The 16,837-nt window shown below is 71.7% G+C and carries 18 protein-coding genes; 5 read left to right on the top strand and 13 right to left on the bottom strand.

Features of this window, described 5'->3' with window-relative positions:
* The 3 genes from DP107_RS09320 to DP107_RS09310 all read right to left on the bottom strand — a co-directional run.
* A partial coding sequence (locus DP107_RS09320) for a TFIIB-type zinc ribbon-containing protein (RefSeq protein ID WP_272949839.1) occupies nucleotides 1-226 on the bottom strand: 226 nt, incomplete at its 3' end.
* A gap of 160 nt (nucleotides 227-386) precedes the next feature.
* On the bottom strand, nucleotides 387-1,505 hold the full coding sequence (locus DP107_RS09315) for an alpha/beta fold hydrolase (protein ID WP_185977245.1): 1,119 nt from the start codon (nucleotides 1,503-1,505) through the stop codon (nucleotides 387-389).
* Between the two features lie 103 nt (nucleotides 1,506-1,608).
* Nucleotides 1,609-2,082, bottom strand: a complete 474-nt coding sequence (locus DP107_RS09310; RefSeq protein ID WP_144261879.1) for a YbaK/EbsC family protein — start codon at nucleotides 2,080-2,082, stop codon at nucleotides 1,609-1,611.
* A gap of 155 nt (nucleotides 2,083-2,237) precedes the next feature.
* Here DP107_RS09310 and DP107_RS09305 point away from each other — a divergent pair, with 155 nt between their 5' ends.
* The 4 genes from DP107_RS09305 to dpsA all read left to right on the top strand — a co-directional run bounded on the left by DP107_RS09305 (nucleotide 2,238) and on the right by dpsA (nucleotide 4,956).
* On the top strand, nucleotides 2,238-2,807 hold the full coding sequence (locus tag DP107_RS09305; protein ID WP_144261878.1) for a hypothetical protein: 570 nt from the start codon (nucleotides 2,238-2,240) through the stop codon (nucleotides 2,805-2,807).
* Between the two features lie 59 nt (nucleotides 2,808-2,866).
* Complete coding sequence (locus tag DP107_RS09300) at nucleotides 2,867-3,274, top strand: hypothetical protein (RefSeq protein WP_144261877.1); 408 nt, start codon at nucleotides 2,867-2,869, stop codon at nucleotides 3,272-3,274.
* Between the two features lie 233 nt (nucleotides 3,275-3,507).
* Nucleotides 3,508-4,293: a carbon-nitrogen hydrolase family protein gene (locus tag DP107_RS09295; RefSeq protein WP_144261876.1), complete on the top strand. Its 786-nt coding sequence runs from the start codon at nucleotides 3,508-3,510 to the stop codon at nucleotides 4,291-4,293.
* 114 nt (nucleotides 4,294-4,407) lie between these two features.
* Entirely contained in the window at nucleotides 4,408-4,956 is a 549-nt protein-coding gene (gene dpsA, locus DP107_RS09290; RefSeq protein WP_144261875.1) for a DNA starvation/stationary phase protection protein DpsA, read from the top strand.
* Nucleotides 4,957-5,163: 207 nt separating this feature from the next.
* On the opposite strand, the gene DP107_RS19985 is transcribed toward dpsA, so the two are convergent.
* Nucleotides 5,164-5,310: a hypothetical protein gene (locus DP107_RS19985; RefSeq protein WP_185977244.1), complete on the bottom strand. Its 147-nt coding sequence runs from the start codon at nucleotides 5,308-5,310 to the stop codon at nucleotides 5,164-5,166.
* Between the two features lie 86 nt (nucleotides 5,311-5,396).
* On the opposite strand from DP107_RS19985, the gene DP107_RS09285 reads away from it, so the two are divergent.
* A complete protein-coding gene (locus DP107_RS09285; protein ID WP_238330839.1) occupies nucleotides 5,397-6,140 on the top strand; it encodes a DUF7547 family protein in 744 nt (247 codons plus the stop codon).
* Nucleotides 6,141-6,146: 6 nt separating this feature from the next.
* Here the strand turns inward: DP107_RS09285 and DP107_RS09280 are convergent, their stop codons facing one another.
* From DP107_RS09280 to DP107_RS09240, 9 genes are all read right to left on the bottom strand, one after another.
* On the bottom strand, nucleotides 6,147-6,542 hold the full coding sequence (locus DP107_RS09280) for a Zn-ribbon domain-containing OB-fold protein (RefSeq protein ID WP_144261874.1): 396 nt from the start codon (nucleotides 6,540-6,542) through the stop codon (nucleotides 6,147-6,149).
* A complete protein-coding gene (locus tag DP107_RS09275; RefSeq protein ID WP_144261873.1) occupies nucleotides 6,539-7,693 on the bottom strand; it encodes a thiolase family protein in 1,155 nt (384 codons plus the stop codon). Before DP107_RS09275 ends, DP107_RS09280 begins: the two co-directional genes overlap by 4 nt.
* Before the next feature lie 466 nt (nucleotides 7,694-8,159).
* Nucleotides 8,160-8,768, bottom strand: coding sequence for a gluconate 2-dehydrogenase subunit 3 family protein (locus DP107_RS09270; protein ID WP_144261872.1), 609 nt, complete (start codon nucleotides 8,766-8,768; stop codon nucleotides 8,160-8,162).
* Nucleotides 8,768-11,011, bottom strand: a complete 2,244-nt coding sequence (locus tag DP107_RS09265; protein ID WP_144261871.1) for an ArnT family glycosyltransferase — start codon at nucleotides 11,009-11,011, stop codon at nucleotides 8,768-8,770. The genes DP107_RS09270 and DP107_RS09265 overlap by 1 nt, the downstream gene beginning before the upstream one ends.
* Entirely contained in the window at nucleotides 11,008-12,252 is a 1,245-nt protein-coding gene (locus DP107_RS09260; RefSeq protein ID WP_144261870.1) for an ABC transporter ATP-binding protein, read from the bottom strand. Before DP107_RS09260 ends, DP107_RS09265 begins: the two co-directional genes overlap by 4 nt.
* A gap of 1 nt (nucleotide 12,253) precedes the next feature.
* Complete coding sequence (locus tag DP107_RS09255; protein WP_144261869.1) at nucleotides 12,254-13,867, bottom strand: ABC transporter permease; 1,614 nt, start codon at nucleotides 13,865-13,867, stop codon at nucleotides 12,254-12,256.
* A 4-nt stretch (nucleotides 13,868-13,871) separates the two neighbouring features.
* Nucleotides 13,872-15,035: an extracellular solute-binding protein gene (locus tag DP107_RS09250; protein WP_144261868.1), complete on the bottom strand. Its 1,164-nt coding sequence runs from the start codon at nucleotides 15,033-15,035 to the stop codon at nucleotides 13,872-13,874.
* Nucleotides 15,028-16,248 carry an alpha-1 4-glucan-protein synthase gene (locus DP107_RS09245; RefSeq protein ID WP_144261867.1) on the bottom strand — a complete coding sequence of 407 codons (1,221 nt, stop codon included), beginning with the start codon at nucleotides 16,246-16,248 and terminating at the stop codon, nucleotides 15,028-15,030. Before DP107_RS09245 ends, DP107_RS09250 begins: the two co-directional genes overlap by 8 nt.
* Before the next feature lie 165 nt (nucleotides 16,249-16,413).
* A complete protein-coding gene (locus DP107_RS09240) occupies nucleotides 16,414-16,701 on the bottom strand; it encodes a hypothetical protein (protein ID WP_144261866.1) in 288 nt (95 codons plus the stop codon).
* Between the last annotated feature and the right edge of the window lie 136 nt (nucleotides 16,702-16,837).

Raw genomic sequence — 16,837 nt, 5'->3', positions numbered from 1 at the left:
GGGCGCCCACACGGGACTTGGACTGGCGCTCGGAGTGGTTGAACGCGCGCCACTCGGGGCCGCGGTCGATCTGGTCCTCCTCGATGACCAGACCGCAGTCCTCGCAGACGAGCTCCTCACCGTCGTGGACCAGGTCGGTCGACTCGCATTCAGGACAGCCGTGTTCCGTTTCCTCTTCCTCCTCGGATTCGACATTCCGCTCTCGCTGGCGAGTCGGTCCTGGCATTATACTTATGCCGTCGGCACCAGCAACATATAAAAGCTTTGTCTGTCCGAACCGTCGTCGGGTCCCGTCCCCGTTCGCCGGCTAGCGGTCTGCTGGCGGCCGTCGCGTGGGCGCGGCGCCAGCGATGGGGGTTCATCAGTGGCGTCGCCGTGGCGGGGGTTCAGAACCCGCCGGCGTCGACGACCGCCCGGGCGACCCGCCCGGGGCGCTCCTCCTCGACGAAGTACGAGACGCCCTCGAGCACCGTCATATGGCCCTCGGCCTGTGGGAGCGCCCCGGCCCACTGGTCGAGGACGGGAACCTTCGCGAGCGGGTCCCAGCCGCCGAACACGAGTTCCACGTCGACCTCCCGGCCGGCGGGCCCCCAGGCCCCGGGAAGCCGCCCGTTGATCCGCCGGTAGAAGCGCGTGGTGTTGCGGGTCCCCAGCTCGGAGTCCTCGAAGGTGTTGCCGTGGCCCCAGTAGCGGGTCTGCCGGACGAGCCGTTTCGACGCACGGGTGTTCCACGTGTCGTCGAACTGCTGGTAGTAGACCCGCCGCGCGGCGCGCTCGTGGTCGGGGACCCGGCCCAGTCCCTCGACGCGCACGAGGTAGCGCAACAGGTCGGCGAGGACCCGGTACGCACCCGCCGGTCGCCGGAAGACGGCGTAGGACGCGACGGCGGGCCAGAAGCGGTCCGGCGTGACGCGGGGGAAATCGGCCCACGGAAGCCAGTCGATGGGGTAGTCATCGAACGTCGGGCCGACGAACGGCATCGGGAAGACCGTGGAGTTACAGACGACCAGCCCCGTCACGCGGTCCGGGGCCTCGAGCAGCGCCCCGACGCCGATAGGACCGCCCCAATCGTGGACAACCAGCGTCACGTCCCGGAGGTCCAGAGCGGTCACGAACTCGTCGAGGTTCCCGGCGTGGTCCATCGGGACGGCCTCGTGGGTGGCGCGGTCCGAGAGGCCGAAGCCGACGTGGTCCACCGCGACCAGTCGCACAGGTGGCGACAGGTCGCCCGACACCGCGCGCTCGCGGAGCGCCCGCACGACGTTCCGGTAGGCGTACGAGCACTCCGGGTTCCCGTGGACGAACAGGACCACCGGCAGGTCCGGGACGGCGACCGACGTCTCGGCCGTCGGCACCAGCCCCCCGGCTGTCAGGACGACGTCCCAGAAGAACAGCTTCTTGCCGGCGTCGTGGCCCTCGGCGAGGTCGAACCACGCACCCGCGCCGACGGGCGCGTAATCGTCGGGGATGGCGGTGACAGGGGAGTCGCCGGGTTCGGTCGTCACACGGGCACCCCTGGACATGTCCGTGGCATCCTCGGCGGGATCTGGTAAGTCTGTGGAAACCCGCCGACCCTGCAGACGACCACCGGGCCGGGGAGCCACCCCCTCACGCCGCCGCGACCGCCGCGGACTCGGCGTCGGCCAGCGCCACGAGCCGCTCGGGGTCGACCGGGAAGACGGCGTCGGGCGTGCCCGCCGCCGCCCACACCTCGTCGAACGCCAGCAGCGACTCGTCGACGAGGACGCGCAGGGGCCGTGCGTGGGCGAACGGGGGGACGCCACCGATGGCCCAGCCGGTCGCGGCCCGCACCTCCTCGGGATCGGCGAGGTCGGCCGTCTCCCAGCCCAGCACGTCGGCGACGCGGTCGGTATCGAGCCGGTTCGCGCCGCTCGTGACCACCACCGCCACGTCCGTCCCGTCGGTGACGGCGAGGCTGGATGCGATCTGTGCGACCCGACAGCCGATAGCGGCCGCCGCGTCCTCTGCGGTCCGGGTGCCGGCATCGAACTCCCGGACGTCCGGGTCGAACCCGTGGCGGTCGCGGGCCGTCTCGGCGAACTCGCGGGCGCGCTCGTGCATACCTGTCGGCCCGGAGCGCGGCCACATGAATCCGGCGCCGTCCGGCGGTCGAGCGTCGCCCGGTGGACAGCCGTCACGGCAGCGCCACTGGTCGTTCAAACCCGCGTTTGAGTCATCACGAGGCGTTTACCCATCCTCGACATAGCCCGGCACGTATGCAACGGAGAGCCCTCCTCCGTGCCGCGGCGCTCGCCGGGGTCGCGGGACTCGCTGGCTGCACCACGGACGGCGGCGGGTCCGGCGGCACGACTGACCCGACCGGCTCGCCCACGGACACCCCGACGGACCGGCACACGCCGACCCCGGCGGACGAACCGAATGAGGGGACGCCGACACGAACCCCGCGGGGGAACGGCCTCATCGGCTCGGCCTTCGAGGTGGTCGACCGTGGCTGTGGCACCGGCCGGAACACCGTCGACATCACGTTCGACGGGGAGTTCGTGCGGGTGGGCGGCGTCATCGGCGGCGACAACGCCTGCTACACCGCCGAGCAGGAGCGCGCGGAGTTCGACTATCGCGAGGAGCGCCTCCGGGTCGCGGTGCGTTCGTACCGACGAGGGGACGCCGACGCCTGTGCGGACTGTCTCGTCGACATCAAGTACGCGGCCGAGTACGCCTTCGAGGGGAGGACGCCCGACGAGGTGGTCGTCGCCCACGACGGTGAGGCGGTGGTCACGGCGACGCGGGCCAGCACCCGGAGCACCGAGCGGACGACGACCGGGTGAAGCGGCCCGACGTCCGGGTCGGGCGGAGCGTCTAAACCCGCCGACGCGGTAGGTCGGGTATGGCCGGCGAGAGTCATGACGACACCGATGCTCTGCTGGCGCCGTTCGACGACGACATCGTCGCTGCCGTCGCCGCGCGGATGGACACCACGGTAGCGGCACTCCGGGACCTGCTCCGGCGGCACCAGCGCTCCGCCCGCGACTTCCCCGGCGTTGACAACCTCGTCTACGAGTGGCGCAAGTACCTTCCCTACGACCCCGTCGTGGCTCGGACGGACGGGGCCTTCCACTGCGTCGTCCTGCCGGAGGTGTGGGGCGACTTCGCCGACTCCCTGGACATCGACGACCGGGATTTCGAACAGCTCCTCACCGTCCACGACCGCCAGGCCCGCCACGATGCGGAGGCCCGCGGCGGATCGACCGAGGTGTTCGACGGCGCGACGGCGATGCTGCTCACGCGGAGCTGAGCCGCGTCAGGTCGCGTCGCGCGAGTCACCCCCGGACGCCGGTCGTGGACCAGGGACGCGAGGACACCGACGGGGAGGGAACCGGCCACATCCCTCGGCCCGTAGCGTCGGTAGCTCCGGCGCAGCCCCCGCAGGGCCAGCCGCGGGAGCTCGATGTCCGTGCAGCGGTCACCGCGTCGGGGTCGGAGGACCCCACCCGAAACGTGACGTGAGACCAGGTCCCACAGCCGGCCATGACGAGCGCCGATCCGACCGGCCCGACCGTGGCAGCCTGTCAGACGGACGTGGCGGACCTGGACCCGGAGACGAACCTGGCGACACTGCGCGAGCGGGTCGCCGCCCTCCCGGACGCGGTCGCGGTCGCGCTGTTCCCCGAGCAGTTCCTGACCGGGTTCGTCCCGGACGAGCGGATGGCCGACGCCGCGGTCCACACCGACGGCGAGGCCATGGATGGGGTCCGGGACTGCGCGGCGGCCAACGACCTCGCGCTGCTCGTCGGCTACGTCGAGGACGGGGGCGGGGACCTGTACAACGCCGTCGCGTACGTCCGCCCGGACGGGTCGACGACGGTCTACCGGAAGCGCCACCTCTGGGGCGGCGAACTGGAGGTGTTGACGCCCGGACGCGAGCGCGTCACGGTCGAGACGCCGCTGGGCGAGACGGGACTGGTGACCTGCTACGACCTGAACTTCGTCGCCGACAGCGCCGCGTTCACCGAGGCGCGGGTCGACGCGCTGTTCATCGTCGGGGCCTGGCCCGCCGCCCACTCGGAGAACTGGCGGTTGCTGGTCCGGGCGCGTGCGCTCGACGGCGCCCGATGGGCCGTCGCCTGTGGCCGGACCGGGCGGCGCGACCTCCCCGACGCGCGACCGGCGACCTACGGCGGCCGCTCGATGGTGGCGCGGCCGAACGGCTCCGTCCACTCCGCGCTCGCCGACGCCGAGCGCGACCTCGTGACCCGCTGTGACCCCGCGGAACTCGCCTACCACCGCAAGCGCGTCGGCATCTACCGGGACTGAGCGCGTCGCTGGATTAGGGTCGCCTAGCTGCGGCGAACTATTCTTTTCTTTTCGGAAAATCGCTTTTGGTGGGCGGAAAACGTTAAGTGTCGCCCGGCCCAACAACTGCGTGTAATGAGCACGCAGAAGTCCGTCCGTCAGCAGGCCGGTACCGTCGAGGAAGGCGAGGCGCTCCGCATCGATCAGGAGAAGGCCGAGCAGATCATCGAGGCGTTCAACACCGACCTCGCGGCCTCGTACGTCGCCTACCACCAGATCAAGAAGCACCACTGGAACGTGGAGGGCGCCGAGTTCCGCGACATCCACGTCTACCTGGGTGAGGTCGCCGAGGACCTGGAGGAGGCGGCCGACCAGTTCGCCGAGCGCGCGCAGGCCCTCGGTGGCGTCCCGCTCGCCGGCGGCGCCAACCACGAGGCCCACGCGCCCGTCGAGCCCGAGGCCGACGACGTGTTCGACGTCCGCACCTCCATCGCCAACGACATGGAGATGCTGGGCGACATCATCGAGACGATGCGCGACCACATCGGGATGATGGAGGAGTTCGGCGACTACACCTCCAGCGAGATCCTCCGGCGCAACCTCGAGACGGTCGAGGAGCACGCCCACCACTTCGAGCACTACCTCGAGGACGACAGCCTCGTCGTCGACGAGGCCACCCACTGACCGGCGACGGTCGCTTACCGGTCGCCCCCCTCCGGCGACGGAGGACGACGAAACGGGTCCCGATTTCTTCCGCCGGCAGTTCCGGAACGAGCGGTGTTCCGTTGGAACAGCCCGAGTATTCGACGAGCCGTAGCCCTCGGTGAACTGTCGGTTACGTTCGGCGAGAACGGCGTTTCGCCGCACGTCGCGGCGGCCGACCCGCGGGCCTCAGTTCTCCAGGTCGACGAGCGTGTCCGTGGCGATCCAGGCGTCCGGGTTCCCTTCCTCGGTGAACACGGTGCGCTCCGGGGAGGGGCCGTGAGCGCTGACCGTTGGCAACTCGGGGTGCGAATCCCGACTCCGGGTGGCTTCCATCACCTGATTAGGTGGGCCTAGAGGACATGAAGGTTTCGGTGTTCCTAAACCCGGGTGTTTTGCCCGTCGCCCACCGACCCCCGTATATGAGCGACTGGGACGCGAACGGGGAGCCGGTCCCCGTCGTCACGGAACCGTCGGGCGGGGAGTCCAGCGCGCCGGAACCGGCCGCCGGGACCGTCGAGGACCCCGCGGAGCTCGTCGAACTGGTCGACGAGCTGGAGCGGACGTTGGCGGACCTCCGTGCGGCGGTCGACGAGGGACCGCCTCCCGAGCGGCGGCGCGACGGACCGACGCTCCCCGAACCGCCGAGCCCGCGCGAACTGCTGCGGTTCACCGAGACGTACACCATCCCGACGCTGGTAGCGGTGCTGGAGGCCGCCATCCGGGCGCTGGAGCTGCTGGCCGGTGCCATCCGGGTGCTCGATGGGCGCGACCCACGGCCGTCCGAGACGCGTGGGAGCGGCGGGTCGGGCATCCTGACGGACGTATCCACGGTGGCCCGCGACCGGGCCGCGGAGGAGGCCGCCGAGCGCGGGCGTGAGGCCCTCGACCGGGTCGACGACGCACTCGTGGAGCTCCAGCGCGCGTACGAGGGCGAGCCGCCGGACGAGGACGCGCGCCGCCTCCTGGCGGACGCGCGCGACCTCCGTGCGGAGATCGACGACCGGCTCGCGGCGAGTGATTCGGAGGACGACGAGCCCGACCGGAGTGCGGACGGAGCGGACCGCACGACCGTCGACGTGGACGCCGAGCTCGCGTCGCTCAAGGAGCGGGCCGGCCGCGACGACGCCGACGATGGTGGGAACGGCGACGGGCGCGAGGGGTAGGGCCGCTCACTCGACCGGCCGGAACCGGTAGCCGTCCCAGCGCTGGCTCTCGCGCTCCCGGATGCCGGCGTCCGGGTCGCGCAGTTCCGGCACGTACACCGGTTCGACGGTGTCCCCGACTGCCACGTCGTCCGTCGTGCACTGGCCCAGCGCGCGGACCGGCGACCCGTCGAGGTCGAACTCGACGATGGCGAGCGTGTTCGGCTCCCGCACGCCCGGCGGGGTGGCGTGGCTGGTCGTCCAGGTCACCACCTCCGCCTCCTGTGCCGAGAGGTCGACCTCCGCGACGGGTTCGCTCCCGTCCGGGCCGACCGGGTGCGGCGGGTAGGTGACCGAGCCATCGGCGTAGCGTGCGGCGGTCATCGGCGGACGGTCGCGGTCCCCGGGACCGTCATCGCTCATGCGCTCGCCTCCATGACCGTCGTGATGACGCAGTTGCCGAACCCGCCGACGTTGCAGGTCAGGCCCACGTCCGCGTCGACCTGCCTGTCGCCGGCCTCGTCGAGCAGCTGTCCGTACACCTCGACCACCTGGGCGACGCCGCTTGCGCCCAGCGGGTGTCCCTTCGATTTGAGCCCGCCGGAGGTGTTGACCGGGAGCTCGCCGTCCCGGGCCGTGCGCCCGTCCATCGCGGCCTCCCAGGCTTCGCCGGGCTCCTCGAAGCCCAGCGCCTCCAACTGCATCAGTTCGAGGATGGTGAACATGTCGTGGAGCTCCACCACGTCGACGTCCGCGTGGTCGTGGCCGGACATGCCGAACGCTTCGCGGCCGGACTCGGCGACTGCGCCCATATGCGTCGGGTCGGCCCGTTCGTGGACGACGTGGGTGTCGGTCGCGCCGGCGATACCGGTGACCCGGGCGAACGTGTCGGCGTAGGAGTGCGCGTGTTCGGCGGGGACCATCGCGAGCGCTGCCGCGCCATCGGTGACCGGGCAGAAGTCGTACAGCCGGAGCGGGTCGGCCACCATCGGCGAGGAGAGGGCTGTCTCCAGCGTGATCTCCTTCCGGAACTGCGCGTTCGGGTTGTCCACGCCGTTGCGGTGATTCTTCACTGCGACGTGGCCGAGCGCCTCCCGCGGGGCGTCGTACCGGTCGAGGTAGTGGCGCGCGGTGAGCCCCGCGAACGACGGCAGCGTGACGCCGTGCTTGTACTCGGCGGGATGGGTCAGCGACGCGATGACGTCGGTCGCCTGGCCGGTGGTCCGGTGGGTCATCTTCTCGCCGCCGACCAGCAGTGTCAGGTCGCTCGCGCCGGAGGCGACCGACTGCCAGGCGGCGTAGATACCGGCCGCGCCCGACGAGGAGGTCTGGTCGACGCGCTGGGTGTACGCCGGGATAGCACCCAGGTCGTGTGCCAGCGCGTTCGGAACCCCCGTCTGGCCCTCGAACTCGCCGCTGGCCATGTTCGACACGTACAGGTGTTCGATGTCGTCCGGGCCGATGCCGGTGTCCGCGATGCAGTCGCCGCCCGCCTCCGCGAGCAGATCCATGACCCACCCGTCACGGACACCGAACCGGGTCATCGATGCCCCGACGATGGCTACGTCCCTCATACCAGGAGAACCGGCGGCGACGGCCTAACTGTTCCGGCGGTCCGACGCCCGGCCGGGGACCCCGAGCACCCCGGCCCGCCGGAAGGATCACGTCGGGGCGCCGTCGACGGCGAGCCACAGCCGCCGGAGTCAGTGGTGGCGGCCGCGAGGCCCCGACGCCCCTCGACCGCGTGGCGGGACGCCCGGACCGGGTCGGTCGGCACCCGTCTCGCGCCCGATGGCCGTCCGCAACTCCTCGTGCTCCTCGCCGATGCGACCGAGCAGGTGCTCCGTTCCGTCGGGTCCGTACGCCCGGACGCCGTCCCGAATCTGCGCGAACCGCTCGGAGACGGGAGTGCCGCGGCCCCCCGCGTCTTCGCGTCGTCGGGCGGGTGGTATGCCCTTCGACCGCTGGAGGGCTGGGACTCGCCGACGTCGTTCGACGGCGCGACGGAGTGGTATCCGAAGCTACTGGCGGACTGGGCCCTCACTCCGGGTCGGGGTCGCCGCGCCGGTAGCTGGCCGTCCCGCCGGGGTAGCCCTGCGGGTTCTCGATGCCGACCAGCTCCCCGCCGGTCGGCGTCGCGTACAGCGCGAACAGCAGCTCGTTGACGAGGTAGAACCGGACCCGCTCCGGGTCGATGCCGTCCGGGTCGGGCGAGGCCGTCGGGACGCCCATGCTCTCCAGCAGCGCCTCGCGCCGGTCCCGCGGCAGGTCGGCGAAGCGGTCGTCGGCCCACTGCTGGCCGTAGTCGTCAAGCGTCGCGAGTGCCTCGGCCATCCCACTGGCGTACTCGGGACGGTCCGTGACGCGGCCGACGGTGTAGCGCTCGACGAACGCCGGTATCTCCGTGACCGCCGACGGGTAGAGCACCTCCGCCAGCGCGGTCAGCGTGGCCCGCTCGTCCCCGCCGAAGCGTCCGGTGTCCGTTGCCTCGTCCCCGTCGGACAGGAGGCCCCAGGAGAGACTGCCCCCTATCGCGGTCGCGGCCCCAACAGCCGTCAACGCGGCTATCGCGTCGCGGCGGGTCAGGGTGGCGTCCGTGTCGCTCGGCTCGGCGTCCGTCCCGTCGGTCGGCGGTTCGTCGTGGTTCATCATGTCGTGGAGTGGATCGCGGTTCGGTTCGTCGACGCGCCGGAAGTGCCGGCGGTGACGCGCGTCTCGACGGAGACCCCGGGCCGCGCCGTCTCCGGGATGTGGGCAGCCTGGCCGTCACAGAGGGTCGCGCCGCGGCAGACCTCGGGGTGTGGCGTCAGCAGCCGGTAGTCCCCGTCGTCGATGGCGACGGGGGTCTCCAGGCGGTAGGTGAACGCGTTCCCGGGGGCGTACTCGGCGTTCGCCTCGACCAGCACCTCGTCGCGGGCGTGGACCGGGACGGTCGTGTCGTCCGGGTCGACCGGCACCACGTCGTCGCCGACCAGCCGCGCGCGGCCGTCCCCGACGACGACCCGTGCGTCGAGTTCGTCCGGCGGCCCGCGAACGGTGTAGTAGGTGCTCTCGCCGCCGCCGGCCAGCCGGAGCGTCACCGTATCGACACCGGCGGGGATGCCGAGGGTCGCGTGTAACGTTACCCGCTCGCCACGGACGTGCTCGACGCGATAGAGCCGGGGCTGGACCGGGTCACCGAGGAACGGCGCCCACTCGCCGCGGAAGCCGTAGCGGTAGAGCGGCCGGTCGGGATACGCGTCGACCACGGCGAACTCGCGCTCGTCCATCGCGTACACCGTCCGGCCGTCGTAGTCCGGGTCGTTCCGGAGGACCTGGAAGGGATGGTTGAGCCAGTCGCCGTACGGCGTCGGCAGGACGACCACGCCGGCTGGCGGCTCGGGTTCGAACGGCTCGTACGCCGCCCCGAGCTGGTCGGAGGCGTCCCGGTTGTCGGCGAGGGGATCGCCCGCGATAGCGGCCGACGTGCCGCCGACGAGCAGGCCACCGATCACCAGCCCCGCGAGCGCGACGCGGCGGGCGGTGGTGCCGTCCGGGGTGCCGACGCGGCCCCGGACGAACGATCGCCAGCGACCGGCCAGCAGCCGGCAGGCCAGCGCCGCGAACAGCGCCGTCGGGACGATCAGGTCGAAGTGGTAGTACGGGCCGTACAGCGAGACCAGCCCGTCACCCGCGCGGTCGAGATCGCCGAGCGCGTTCAGACTCCCCCAGAAGTAGACGTTACCGGCCATGACGCTGGCGAACAGCCCCGCGAGGACGAGCCGTGGAGCGAGGCGATCGGCGGCGTCCGTCCCGCCGTCGGGCCGGGCCACCCGTCCGATCAACCCACCCCCGCGCCGCGCCAGTGCCCGCCGGACGCGGAGCGCCGTGGCACCGAGCCCGACCGCCGCGAGGGCCGTTCCGAGCGGGCCGGCGACGACCCATCGGGTGAACAGCAGCCATACCACCTTCGCGTTCGCCTCCAGCGCCAGTGCCGGCGTGTAGTCCCGCTCGTACCCGAGGATGCGACGGGTCCCGAAGCCGAGCCCGTCCCGAGGAGCGAAGATCTGGTACGGGAACGTGAACGGGTCACCGATCATGCGGGCGTTGTACGCGAGCGTCGCGCCGACGCCGAGCAGGCCGCAGAGAGCCACGACGACCTGCGGTCCGAGCGCGTCGAGCGCCGCCGACCGCCCGGTTCCGAGTCCGCGGCTGACGGTCCACAGCGCGTGTCCGACGAACGGCGTCGCGAACAGCACCGCCGTATACGGTCGGGCGAAGAAGGCGATGCCGATGGCGAGCCCCGCGAGCACGGCCCACCTGCGGGAGCCGGTTCGTGCGGCCCGGAGGTAAGCCCACGCGAACAGGAGTTCGATGAGCAGCGTCGGCGCGTACGGCAGGAACGTCGCGGTCTGCACCAGGAAGAACGGCGAGACGGCGACGAGGCCGGCCCCGAACAGGGCGGTCCGACGGTCGAACGCCTCGGTGCCGACGGCGTACGTCAGGGCGACGAGCCCCGCCCCGACGACGGCCTGTGATAGCGCCGGGTCGCCGAGCGCCATCCCGACCGCGAAGACGGCGGCCGTGACGGGGGTGTACTTCGGATAGAGCTCCGGCCCGGATTCGACGAAGAACCAGGGTTCGAACGCCTCAGCCACCGGTGGCCGGAGGACGAGTTGTCCCTGCAACAGCAGTTCGGCCTGCTGGAGGTAGACGGCCTCGTCGTGGTTCGTCGAGAGGTACGGGAACACACGGTGCGAGAGCACGAAAACGAGGACGCCGGCGGTGACGGCAAGCGCCGCGGCCCCGAGTCGGTACCGGTCGCGCCGGTCGTCGGGGAGTCGCCCACCGACCCGGGCGAGCGGCCCCGGATCCGCCCCCGTCCGCCCACCGGAGGACCCGGACGCGCTCACGGCGGGTACCAGGCGAGCCGGTGGTCGGCGACCAGGTCCACGGCGACCGGGTCGCCGACATCGAACTCCTCGACGTGGTTGTGCATGCAGTGGACCGTGTCGCCGCTATCGAGTTCGACGCGGTAGACGAAGGTGGGACCGTTGTACTGGCGCCGGACGATGCGGCCGTCGGCCTCCTCCGCCGTCATCGGGGTGGCCCGGAGGTCGTCCGGGCGGACGAGCACCTGGACGTGGCTCCCGTCGTACGCGTCGATGGGGCCGGCCAGCTCGACGGGGTCGATGCAGCCCAGGCCAGTCTCGATGCAGTCCGGGCGGACCTCGGCGTCGACGAAGGAGGCCTGCCCGAGGAAGCTGGCGACGAACCGGGATTCGGGGTGCTGGAACAGCTGCTCGGGCCCGCCGACCTGCGCGACGTGTCCGCCGTTCAGCACCGCGACGCGGTCGGAGATGGAGAGCGCCTCCTCCTGGTCGTGGGTGACGGAGACGGCGGTGACGCCGGCCCGCTTGAGGATGTCGCGGACCTCCTCGCGCATGGCGACCCGGAGCCGGACATCCAGGTTCGAGAACGGCTCGTCGAGCAGCAGGACGGCCGGCTCGGGGGCGAGCGACCGGGCCAGCGCGACCCGCTGTTGCTCGCCGCCCGAGAGGTTGTCCGGCGTCCGGTCACCGTAGCCCGGGAGGTCGACCAGCTCCAGCAGCTCGGTGACGCGGTCGGCGTTGTCGTCGGCGTCACCCTCCAGCCCGAAGGCGACGTTCTCGGCGACCGAGAGGTGTGGGAAGAGGGCGAAGTCCTGGAAGACGAGCCCGACGTCGCGCTCCTCGGGCGGGCGGAACCCGCCGTCCCCGACGTCGCCCGTCTCGGCGGCCGCCGCGCCGTCGCCCGTCCCGGCCGCGACGGGCTCGCCGTTCAGCCGGATGACACCCTCGTCGGGTCGTTCGAGGCCCGCCAGCAGCCGGAGCGTGGTCGTCTTGCCACAGCCGGAGGGTCCCAGCAGCGTCAGCAGTTCCCCCTCCTCGACGGCCATCGAGACGTCGTCGACGGCGACGCTGTCGCCGAACCGTTTGGTGACGCCGTCGAGTTCGAGCACCGCCCCCTCGTGGTCCTCGTCGACCGACCACCCGACGTCGGTGTCGAGCGCGGGGTCCGCGCGGGTCCGGTCTAGCTGCTGCTCGACGCCGGCGGCCCCGCCCGGCGTCCCCCCGACATCGCCCGTTTCAGACGTGTCCTGCTGTCCTGTCATGTCAGCCCCGTTCCTGTGCCAGGATGACGGCCATCGAGCCGGCCGACACCGCGATGAGGGTGAGCGCCGGTATCGCGGCCAACCCGTAGTAGCCCGCCTCCTGAACCTGCCAGATGTAACTGACGAGGGTTTCAAAGCCTGTCGGACGAAGCAACAGCGTTGCCGGGAGTTCCTTCATCGTCGTGAGGAAGACGAGCGCGGCGCCGGCCAGCACACCGGGCCAGATGAGCGGGAGCGTCACGCGCCGGAACGCGCTCCGCGGGGACTCCCCCAGGGCCCGGGCGGCCTCCATCAGATGCGCGTCGACCTGCAGCACGGAGGACGAGGTCGTGCCGACGGCCTGGGGGAGGAACCGGACGACGTAGGCGAACACGAGCAGCGGGAGCGTCTGGTAGACCGTCGGCGCGAACTTCACGCCGAAGAAGACCAGCGCCAGCCCCAGCACGACGCCGGGCATCGCGTAGCCGACGTAGGTGGCCCGCTCGGCGAGGCGGGCGGGCCACGAGGCCCGCCGGGCGGCCAGGTAGCCGACCGGCACGGCCAGGAGGACCGAGACGAGCGCCGCGGCCGCCGAGACGCCGACGGAGTTCACCGCGAACGAGAGGTCGAAGGGGAAGCCGCCGGCGGCGTAGCCGGGCCCACCCCGGAACAGCCACAGCAGGAGGACGCCGACCGGGAGCGCGAGCGAGACGGCGGCGACGGCCAGACAGCAGAGCGCCGCCACCCAGCGCCACGGCCCGAGTTCGATGCGGGCCGCCGACCGCGAGCCGCCGGAGGCATAGGCGCTGGCGTCGTCCTGTCCGACGCGGGACTCCAGCGCCAGGATGACCGTCGTAACCCCGAGCAGCTGGAGCGAGAGCAGGGCCGCCTGGTCGGCCGCGAAGCCGTTGTACGCCACGTAGATGTAGCTCGTGAACACGTCCGTCCCCATGATGGCCGGCGTGCCGAAGTCCGAGAGCGCGTACAGTGCCACCAGCAGCGCGCCGGCGGCGACGCCGGGGACGATGCGCGGGAGCGTCACCTCGCGGAAGGCGGCGAGCCGGCTCTTCCCCAGTATCCGGGCGGCCTCGACGTGGGCCGCGTCGAGCGACAGCAGCGCCGCCCGCGTCGTGAGGAAGACGTACGGGTAGACGTACAGCGTCAGGACCAGCGTGGTGCCGCCGAGGCCGTAGATCTCGGGCAGCCGCCCCACGCCGAGCGGGGCGAGCAGGTCCGCGAGCGCACCCCGGGGCCCGAACGCCGAGACGAAGGCGAACGCGCCGATGTAGGAGGGGACGACCAGCGGGAGCGCGAGGACCACGGTGAAGAAGCGGCGGAAGGGGAGGTCGGTCCGGGCGGTGAGCATCGCCAGCGGGACGCCGAGCAGCACGCAGGCGACGGTGACCGTCGTCACGAGCAGGACGCTGTTGGTCAGCACCCGCGTCGTGGAGGGGGCCGTGAGGAGGGAGACCGCCTCGGCGGTCGGGACGTCGGTGACCCGGAGGAACAGCCAGGCGACGGGGGAGAGGACGGCGGCGGCGATGGCGCCACTCAGCAGTGTCAGGCCGAGGCCGTCGCCGTCGGCCTCGCGCCGGAGCCGCCGTCGCAGCGCCGAGAGCCCCTCCCGCGTCGACATCCCCCTACAGCGCCCCCGTCTCCCGCAGCAGGTCGATGGTGCCGCCCACGTCGTCGAGCTGCCGGAGGTCGATATCCGGCGGGCTCAGCTCGTCGACCCGGGGGAGTCCGCCGACCGGCGGGACGCCCGGAACCATGGGATAGGCGAACGTCCGAGTGGCGAAGAACTCCTGGGCCTCCGCCGTGAGCAGGTGCGCGATGAAGTTCTCCGCGAGGTCGACCCGCTCGGTCCCCTCCAGCACCTCGGCGCCGGAGACGTTGATGAGCGCGCCGGCGTCGCCGCTGGTGAACGCGAGGTCGATGGGCGCATCCGGCCGCTGGGCCTTCACCCGGAGCGCGTAGTAGTGGTTCGCGAAACCGGCGGCCAGCTCGCCGTCCGCGACGGCGTTGGAGATGAGGAACTCGTTGGCGTAGCCGGCGGCCCCGGCGTCCTGCATGTCGGTGACCCACTGCCGGGTCGCCTCGTCGCCCCGAAGCAGCCGCATCGCGGTGACGAACGCCTGGAAGGAGCCGTAGGTGGGCGCCCAGCCCATCGAATCCCGGAGCGCGGCCGTGTCCGGGAACTCCCGAACCGTGTCCGGAACCTCGCTCGCGGAGAGCTGGTCCGTGTTGTACGGGACGGCGCGGGCCCGACCGGCGACGCCGGTCCAGGCGTTGTCCGGGCGGAACTGGTCCGGTACCACCTCGACGACATCGTCCGGGAGCGCGCGGGTGTACCCCTCGCTGGCGACGGCGGCCAGCGAGCCGGCGTCGACCGCCCAGAAGACGTCGGCGAAGCTGCCGCCCGCCGACTGCTCCTCGCGGATCTTGCTCGCCAGCTGGGTGCTCGGCTCCAGCCGCACGTTCGGCTCGAAGTCGGGGTAGACCTGACCGAACAGGCTGAGCAGGTCGGTGTACAGTCCGCCCTCGCCGCCGCCGAGGTAGATGTTGAGCTGGCCCGAGAGGTCCGGCAGGTCCGCGACGCGGGTGCCGGTTATCTCGCCCCGCCCGCCGATGTTGGCGCCGGAGCCGCGGAAGTCGTCGAACGTCGCCGCGGCCGGGGCGCCGGTTCCGTCCCCGCCGCCGTCGTTCAGTATCCCGTTGCAGCCGGCCAGCGCCGTCGCGCTCGCAGCGCCCGCCGCGGCGAGGAAGCGGCGCCGGCTCCGGCCGTCACGGCCCCCTTCAGTCATCGGCCTCACCACCGGTCTCGGCGACCGCGGGGGCGGCGGCGCTCGGGACGGGCCGACCGGCGTCCAGTGCATCGAGGCAGTCCAGCCAGTCGCGCATGTGCTCGCCGACGAAGGTGAGGAAGTCGCTGTTCGTCCACGCCTCGAACCCCCCATCCGCGAGGGCGTCGGCCATCGCGGCGAACGCCCCGCGGAAGGTGTCGGCGTCGCCGCCGACGTCGTCCACGACCTCCCAGACGTGTTCGTTCAGCTCCAGCGCGGGCACCTCGTTGTTGAGGTCGTCGAACGTGGACCGCGGGGCCTTGTTGTGCTCGCACAGGGGCGTCCCGGTCAACACGCGCTTGCCGAGGACGTCGGCGGCGCGCTTGAGGAAGACGCCCGACCAGATGTCGTCGAACCGGCCGACGTCCCACCCGTTGTCGTCCATCGGGAGCTGGTAGAACGCGGGGACGACCTCGCGCCGGAAGGCGAGGTTCATCGAACAGACCGTGGTGTAGTGACCGGGGGCGACGAGGAAGTCCTCGCCGTAGTCCGCGGCCGTGGTCCGGGTCTGGGCCTGACCCTGGAGGTCACCGTCCATCAGGATGCGGACGGCGTCGAGGTCGGGGACGTTCGTCCAGAGCCCCTGCGAGGCGACCACGTCGCCCCGGGCGAGGTCGACCGTCTCGGACTCGTGGCCGCCGCCCATCGCGGCATAGGGGTAGCCGCGGGGGTAGAGACCGTGCTCGTCGAAGTTCTGGTGGAGGACGTTCACCCAGCGCTCCTCGTCGTCGGCCGACCGGACCTGCGTGATGGAGCCCTCGTACGAGAGGTTCCGGTAGTGGCCGCCGAAGAAGTCCGTCCCGTGGGGCAGGGTGTCGTCGTCGATGAAGAAGCCGAACTCGAAGTCGTGGGCCCAGAGGTAGAGCAGTCCGAACGAGGTCTGTGCGTGACTCGCCGCGGGGACGACATGGTCGTAGTCCCCGATGCCGTGCTCGGCGTACCAGTCGTGGCGGTCGGACTCGTCGAAGACGACGCCGGCGACGTCGAGGTCGTCGAGCATCGCGCGCATCGCGTCGGCGTCGCAGAAGTCCTCCGTGACGAGGACGAAGAGGAGCCGGTCGGCATGCCCGTACTCGCGGGCGTTGGCGACGTACTCCCGGACGCACTCGTACTCGCGGATGGTCGGCACGACGACACAGGTGTCGGGCGTCTCTCCCGCCGTGTGGACACTCATTGCTCCCGGATTGTTTAGGGTATCCTAAAGTCTTGACGATGTTTTGGTGCGCCTAAGACGGTGGCCTCCGCGGGCTATTTTACGGCAACCACAATGATAGCTGGATAATTCCGGCATCAGTCGATACGACCGAACCGTTCGCCGGGAACCCGATAGGCTCGCCGGTTATCGCTGGAGCCGTCCGGCGAGCTTCCACTCGTCGCCGCGTTCGACCTGTCCCGGGAGGTCCCGCCGCTCGCGGGCGCCGACGCGGCCGGCGAACGACCACGGGTTCACCAGTTCCGGCCCGTCGTCGGCCGCCGCCGCGGCCGCGCGCTGCTCGCGGAGGTGGTTCGCCACGGCGGCGACGAGGGCCGCGGCCTCCTCGTCGCTGGCCGTCTCCGGGAGTCGTAGGTCCCCGCCGGGGACCGGAAGCCGTTCGCTCCCGTCTCCGTCCGCGTGCTCCGGGGTCATACCTGTCACCCCGTCCGGCGGTGGTGTAAACGTGTGGGTGTCAGCGTCGCTCGCCGTTCCGTCCCCGTCGTCATCGCTCGTGGCGGGTGGGTCCGTCGGCGGTGACTCGCCGCGCTCACCCGCGTGCGACTCCGGA

The sequence above is a fragment of the Haloglomus irregulare genome, assembly GCF_007421925.1.
In the GTDB taxonomy this organism is placed as follows: Archaea; Halobacteriota; Halobacteria; order Halobacteriales; family Haloarculaceae; genus Haloglomus; species Haloglomus irregulare.
This window is presented reverse-complemented; position numbering and strand designations above follow the sequence as displayed.

What these genes read in the sequence shown, in the direction of transcription:
- DP107_RS09305 (WP_144261878.1), top strand. Translation starts at nt 2,238, where the DNA reads ATGCAACGGAGAGCCCTCCTCCGTGCCGCGGCGCTCGCCGGGGTCGCG.
- DP107_RS19985 (WP_185977244.1), bottom strand. Translation starts at nt 5,310, where the DNA reads ATGGAAGCCACCCGGAGTCGGGATTCGCACCCCGAGTTGCCAACGGTC.
- DP107_RS09240 (WP_144261866.1), bottom strand. Translation starts at nt 16,701, where the DNA reads ATGACCCCGGAGCACGCGGACGGAGACGGGAGCGAACGGCTTCCGGTC.
- DP107_RS09295 (WP_144261876.1), top strand. Translation starts at nt 3,508, where the DNA reads ATGACGAGCGCCGATCCGACCGGCCCGACCGTGGCAGCCTGTCAGACG.
- DP107_RS09250 (WP_144261868.1), bottom strand. Translation starts at nt 15,035, where the DNA reads ATGACTGAAGGGGGCCGTGACGGCCGGAGCCGGCGCCGCTTCCTCGCC.
- dpsA (WP_144261875.1), top strand. Translation starts at nt 4,408, where the DNA reads ATGAGCACGCAGAAGTCCGTCCGTCAGCAGGCCGGTACCGTCGAGGAA.
- DP107_RS09285 (WP_238330839.1), top strand. Translation starts at nt 5,397, where the DNA reads ATGAGCGACTGGGACGCGAACGGGGAGCCGGTCCCCGTCGTCACGGAA.
- DP107_RS09255 (WP_144261869.1), bottom strand. Translation starts at nt 13,867, where the DNA reads ATGTCGACGCGGGAGGGGCTCTCGGCGCTGCGACGGCGGCTCCGGCGC.
- DP107_RS09245 (WP_144261867.1), bottom strand. Translation starts at nt 16,248, where the DNA reads ATGAGTGTCCACACGGCGGGAGAGACGCCCGACACCTGTGTCGTCGTG.
- DP107_RS09280 (WP_144261874.1), bottom strand. Translation starts at nt 6,542, where the DNA reads ATGAGCGATGACGGTCCCGGGGACCGCGACCGTCCGCCGATGACCGCC.
- DP107_RS09260 (WP_144261870.1), bottom strand. Translation starts at nt 12,252, where the DNA reads ATGACAGGACAGCAGGACACGTCTGAAACGGGCGATGTCGGGGGGACG.
- DP107_RS09270 (WP_144261872.1), bottom strand. Translation starts at nt 8,768, where the DNA reads ATGAACCACGACGAACCGCCGACCGACGGGACGGACGCCGAGCCGAGC.
- DP107_RS09300 (WP_144261877.1), top strand. Translation starts at nt 2,867, where the DNA reads ATGGCCGGCGAGAGTCATGACGACACCGATGCTCTGCTGGCGCCGTTC.
- DP107_RS09310 (WP_144261879.1), bottom strand. Translation starts at nt 2,082, where the DNA reads ATGCACGAGCGCGCCCGCGAGTTCGCCGAGACGGCCCGCGACCGCCAC.
- DP107_RS09275 (WP_144261873.1), bottom strand. Translation starts at nt 7,693, where the DNA reads ATGAGGGACGTAGCCATCGTCGGGGCATCGATGACCCGGTTCGGTGTC.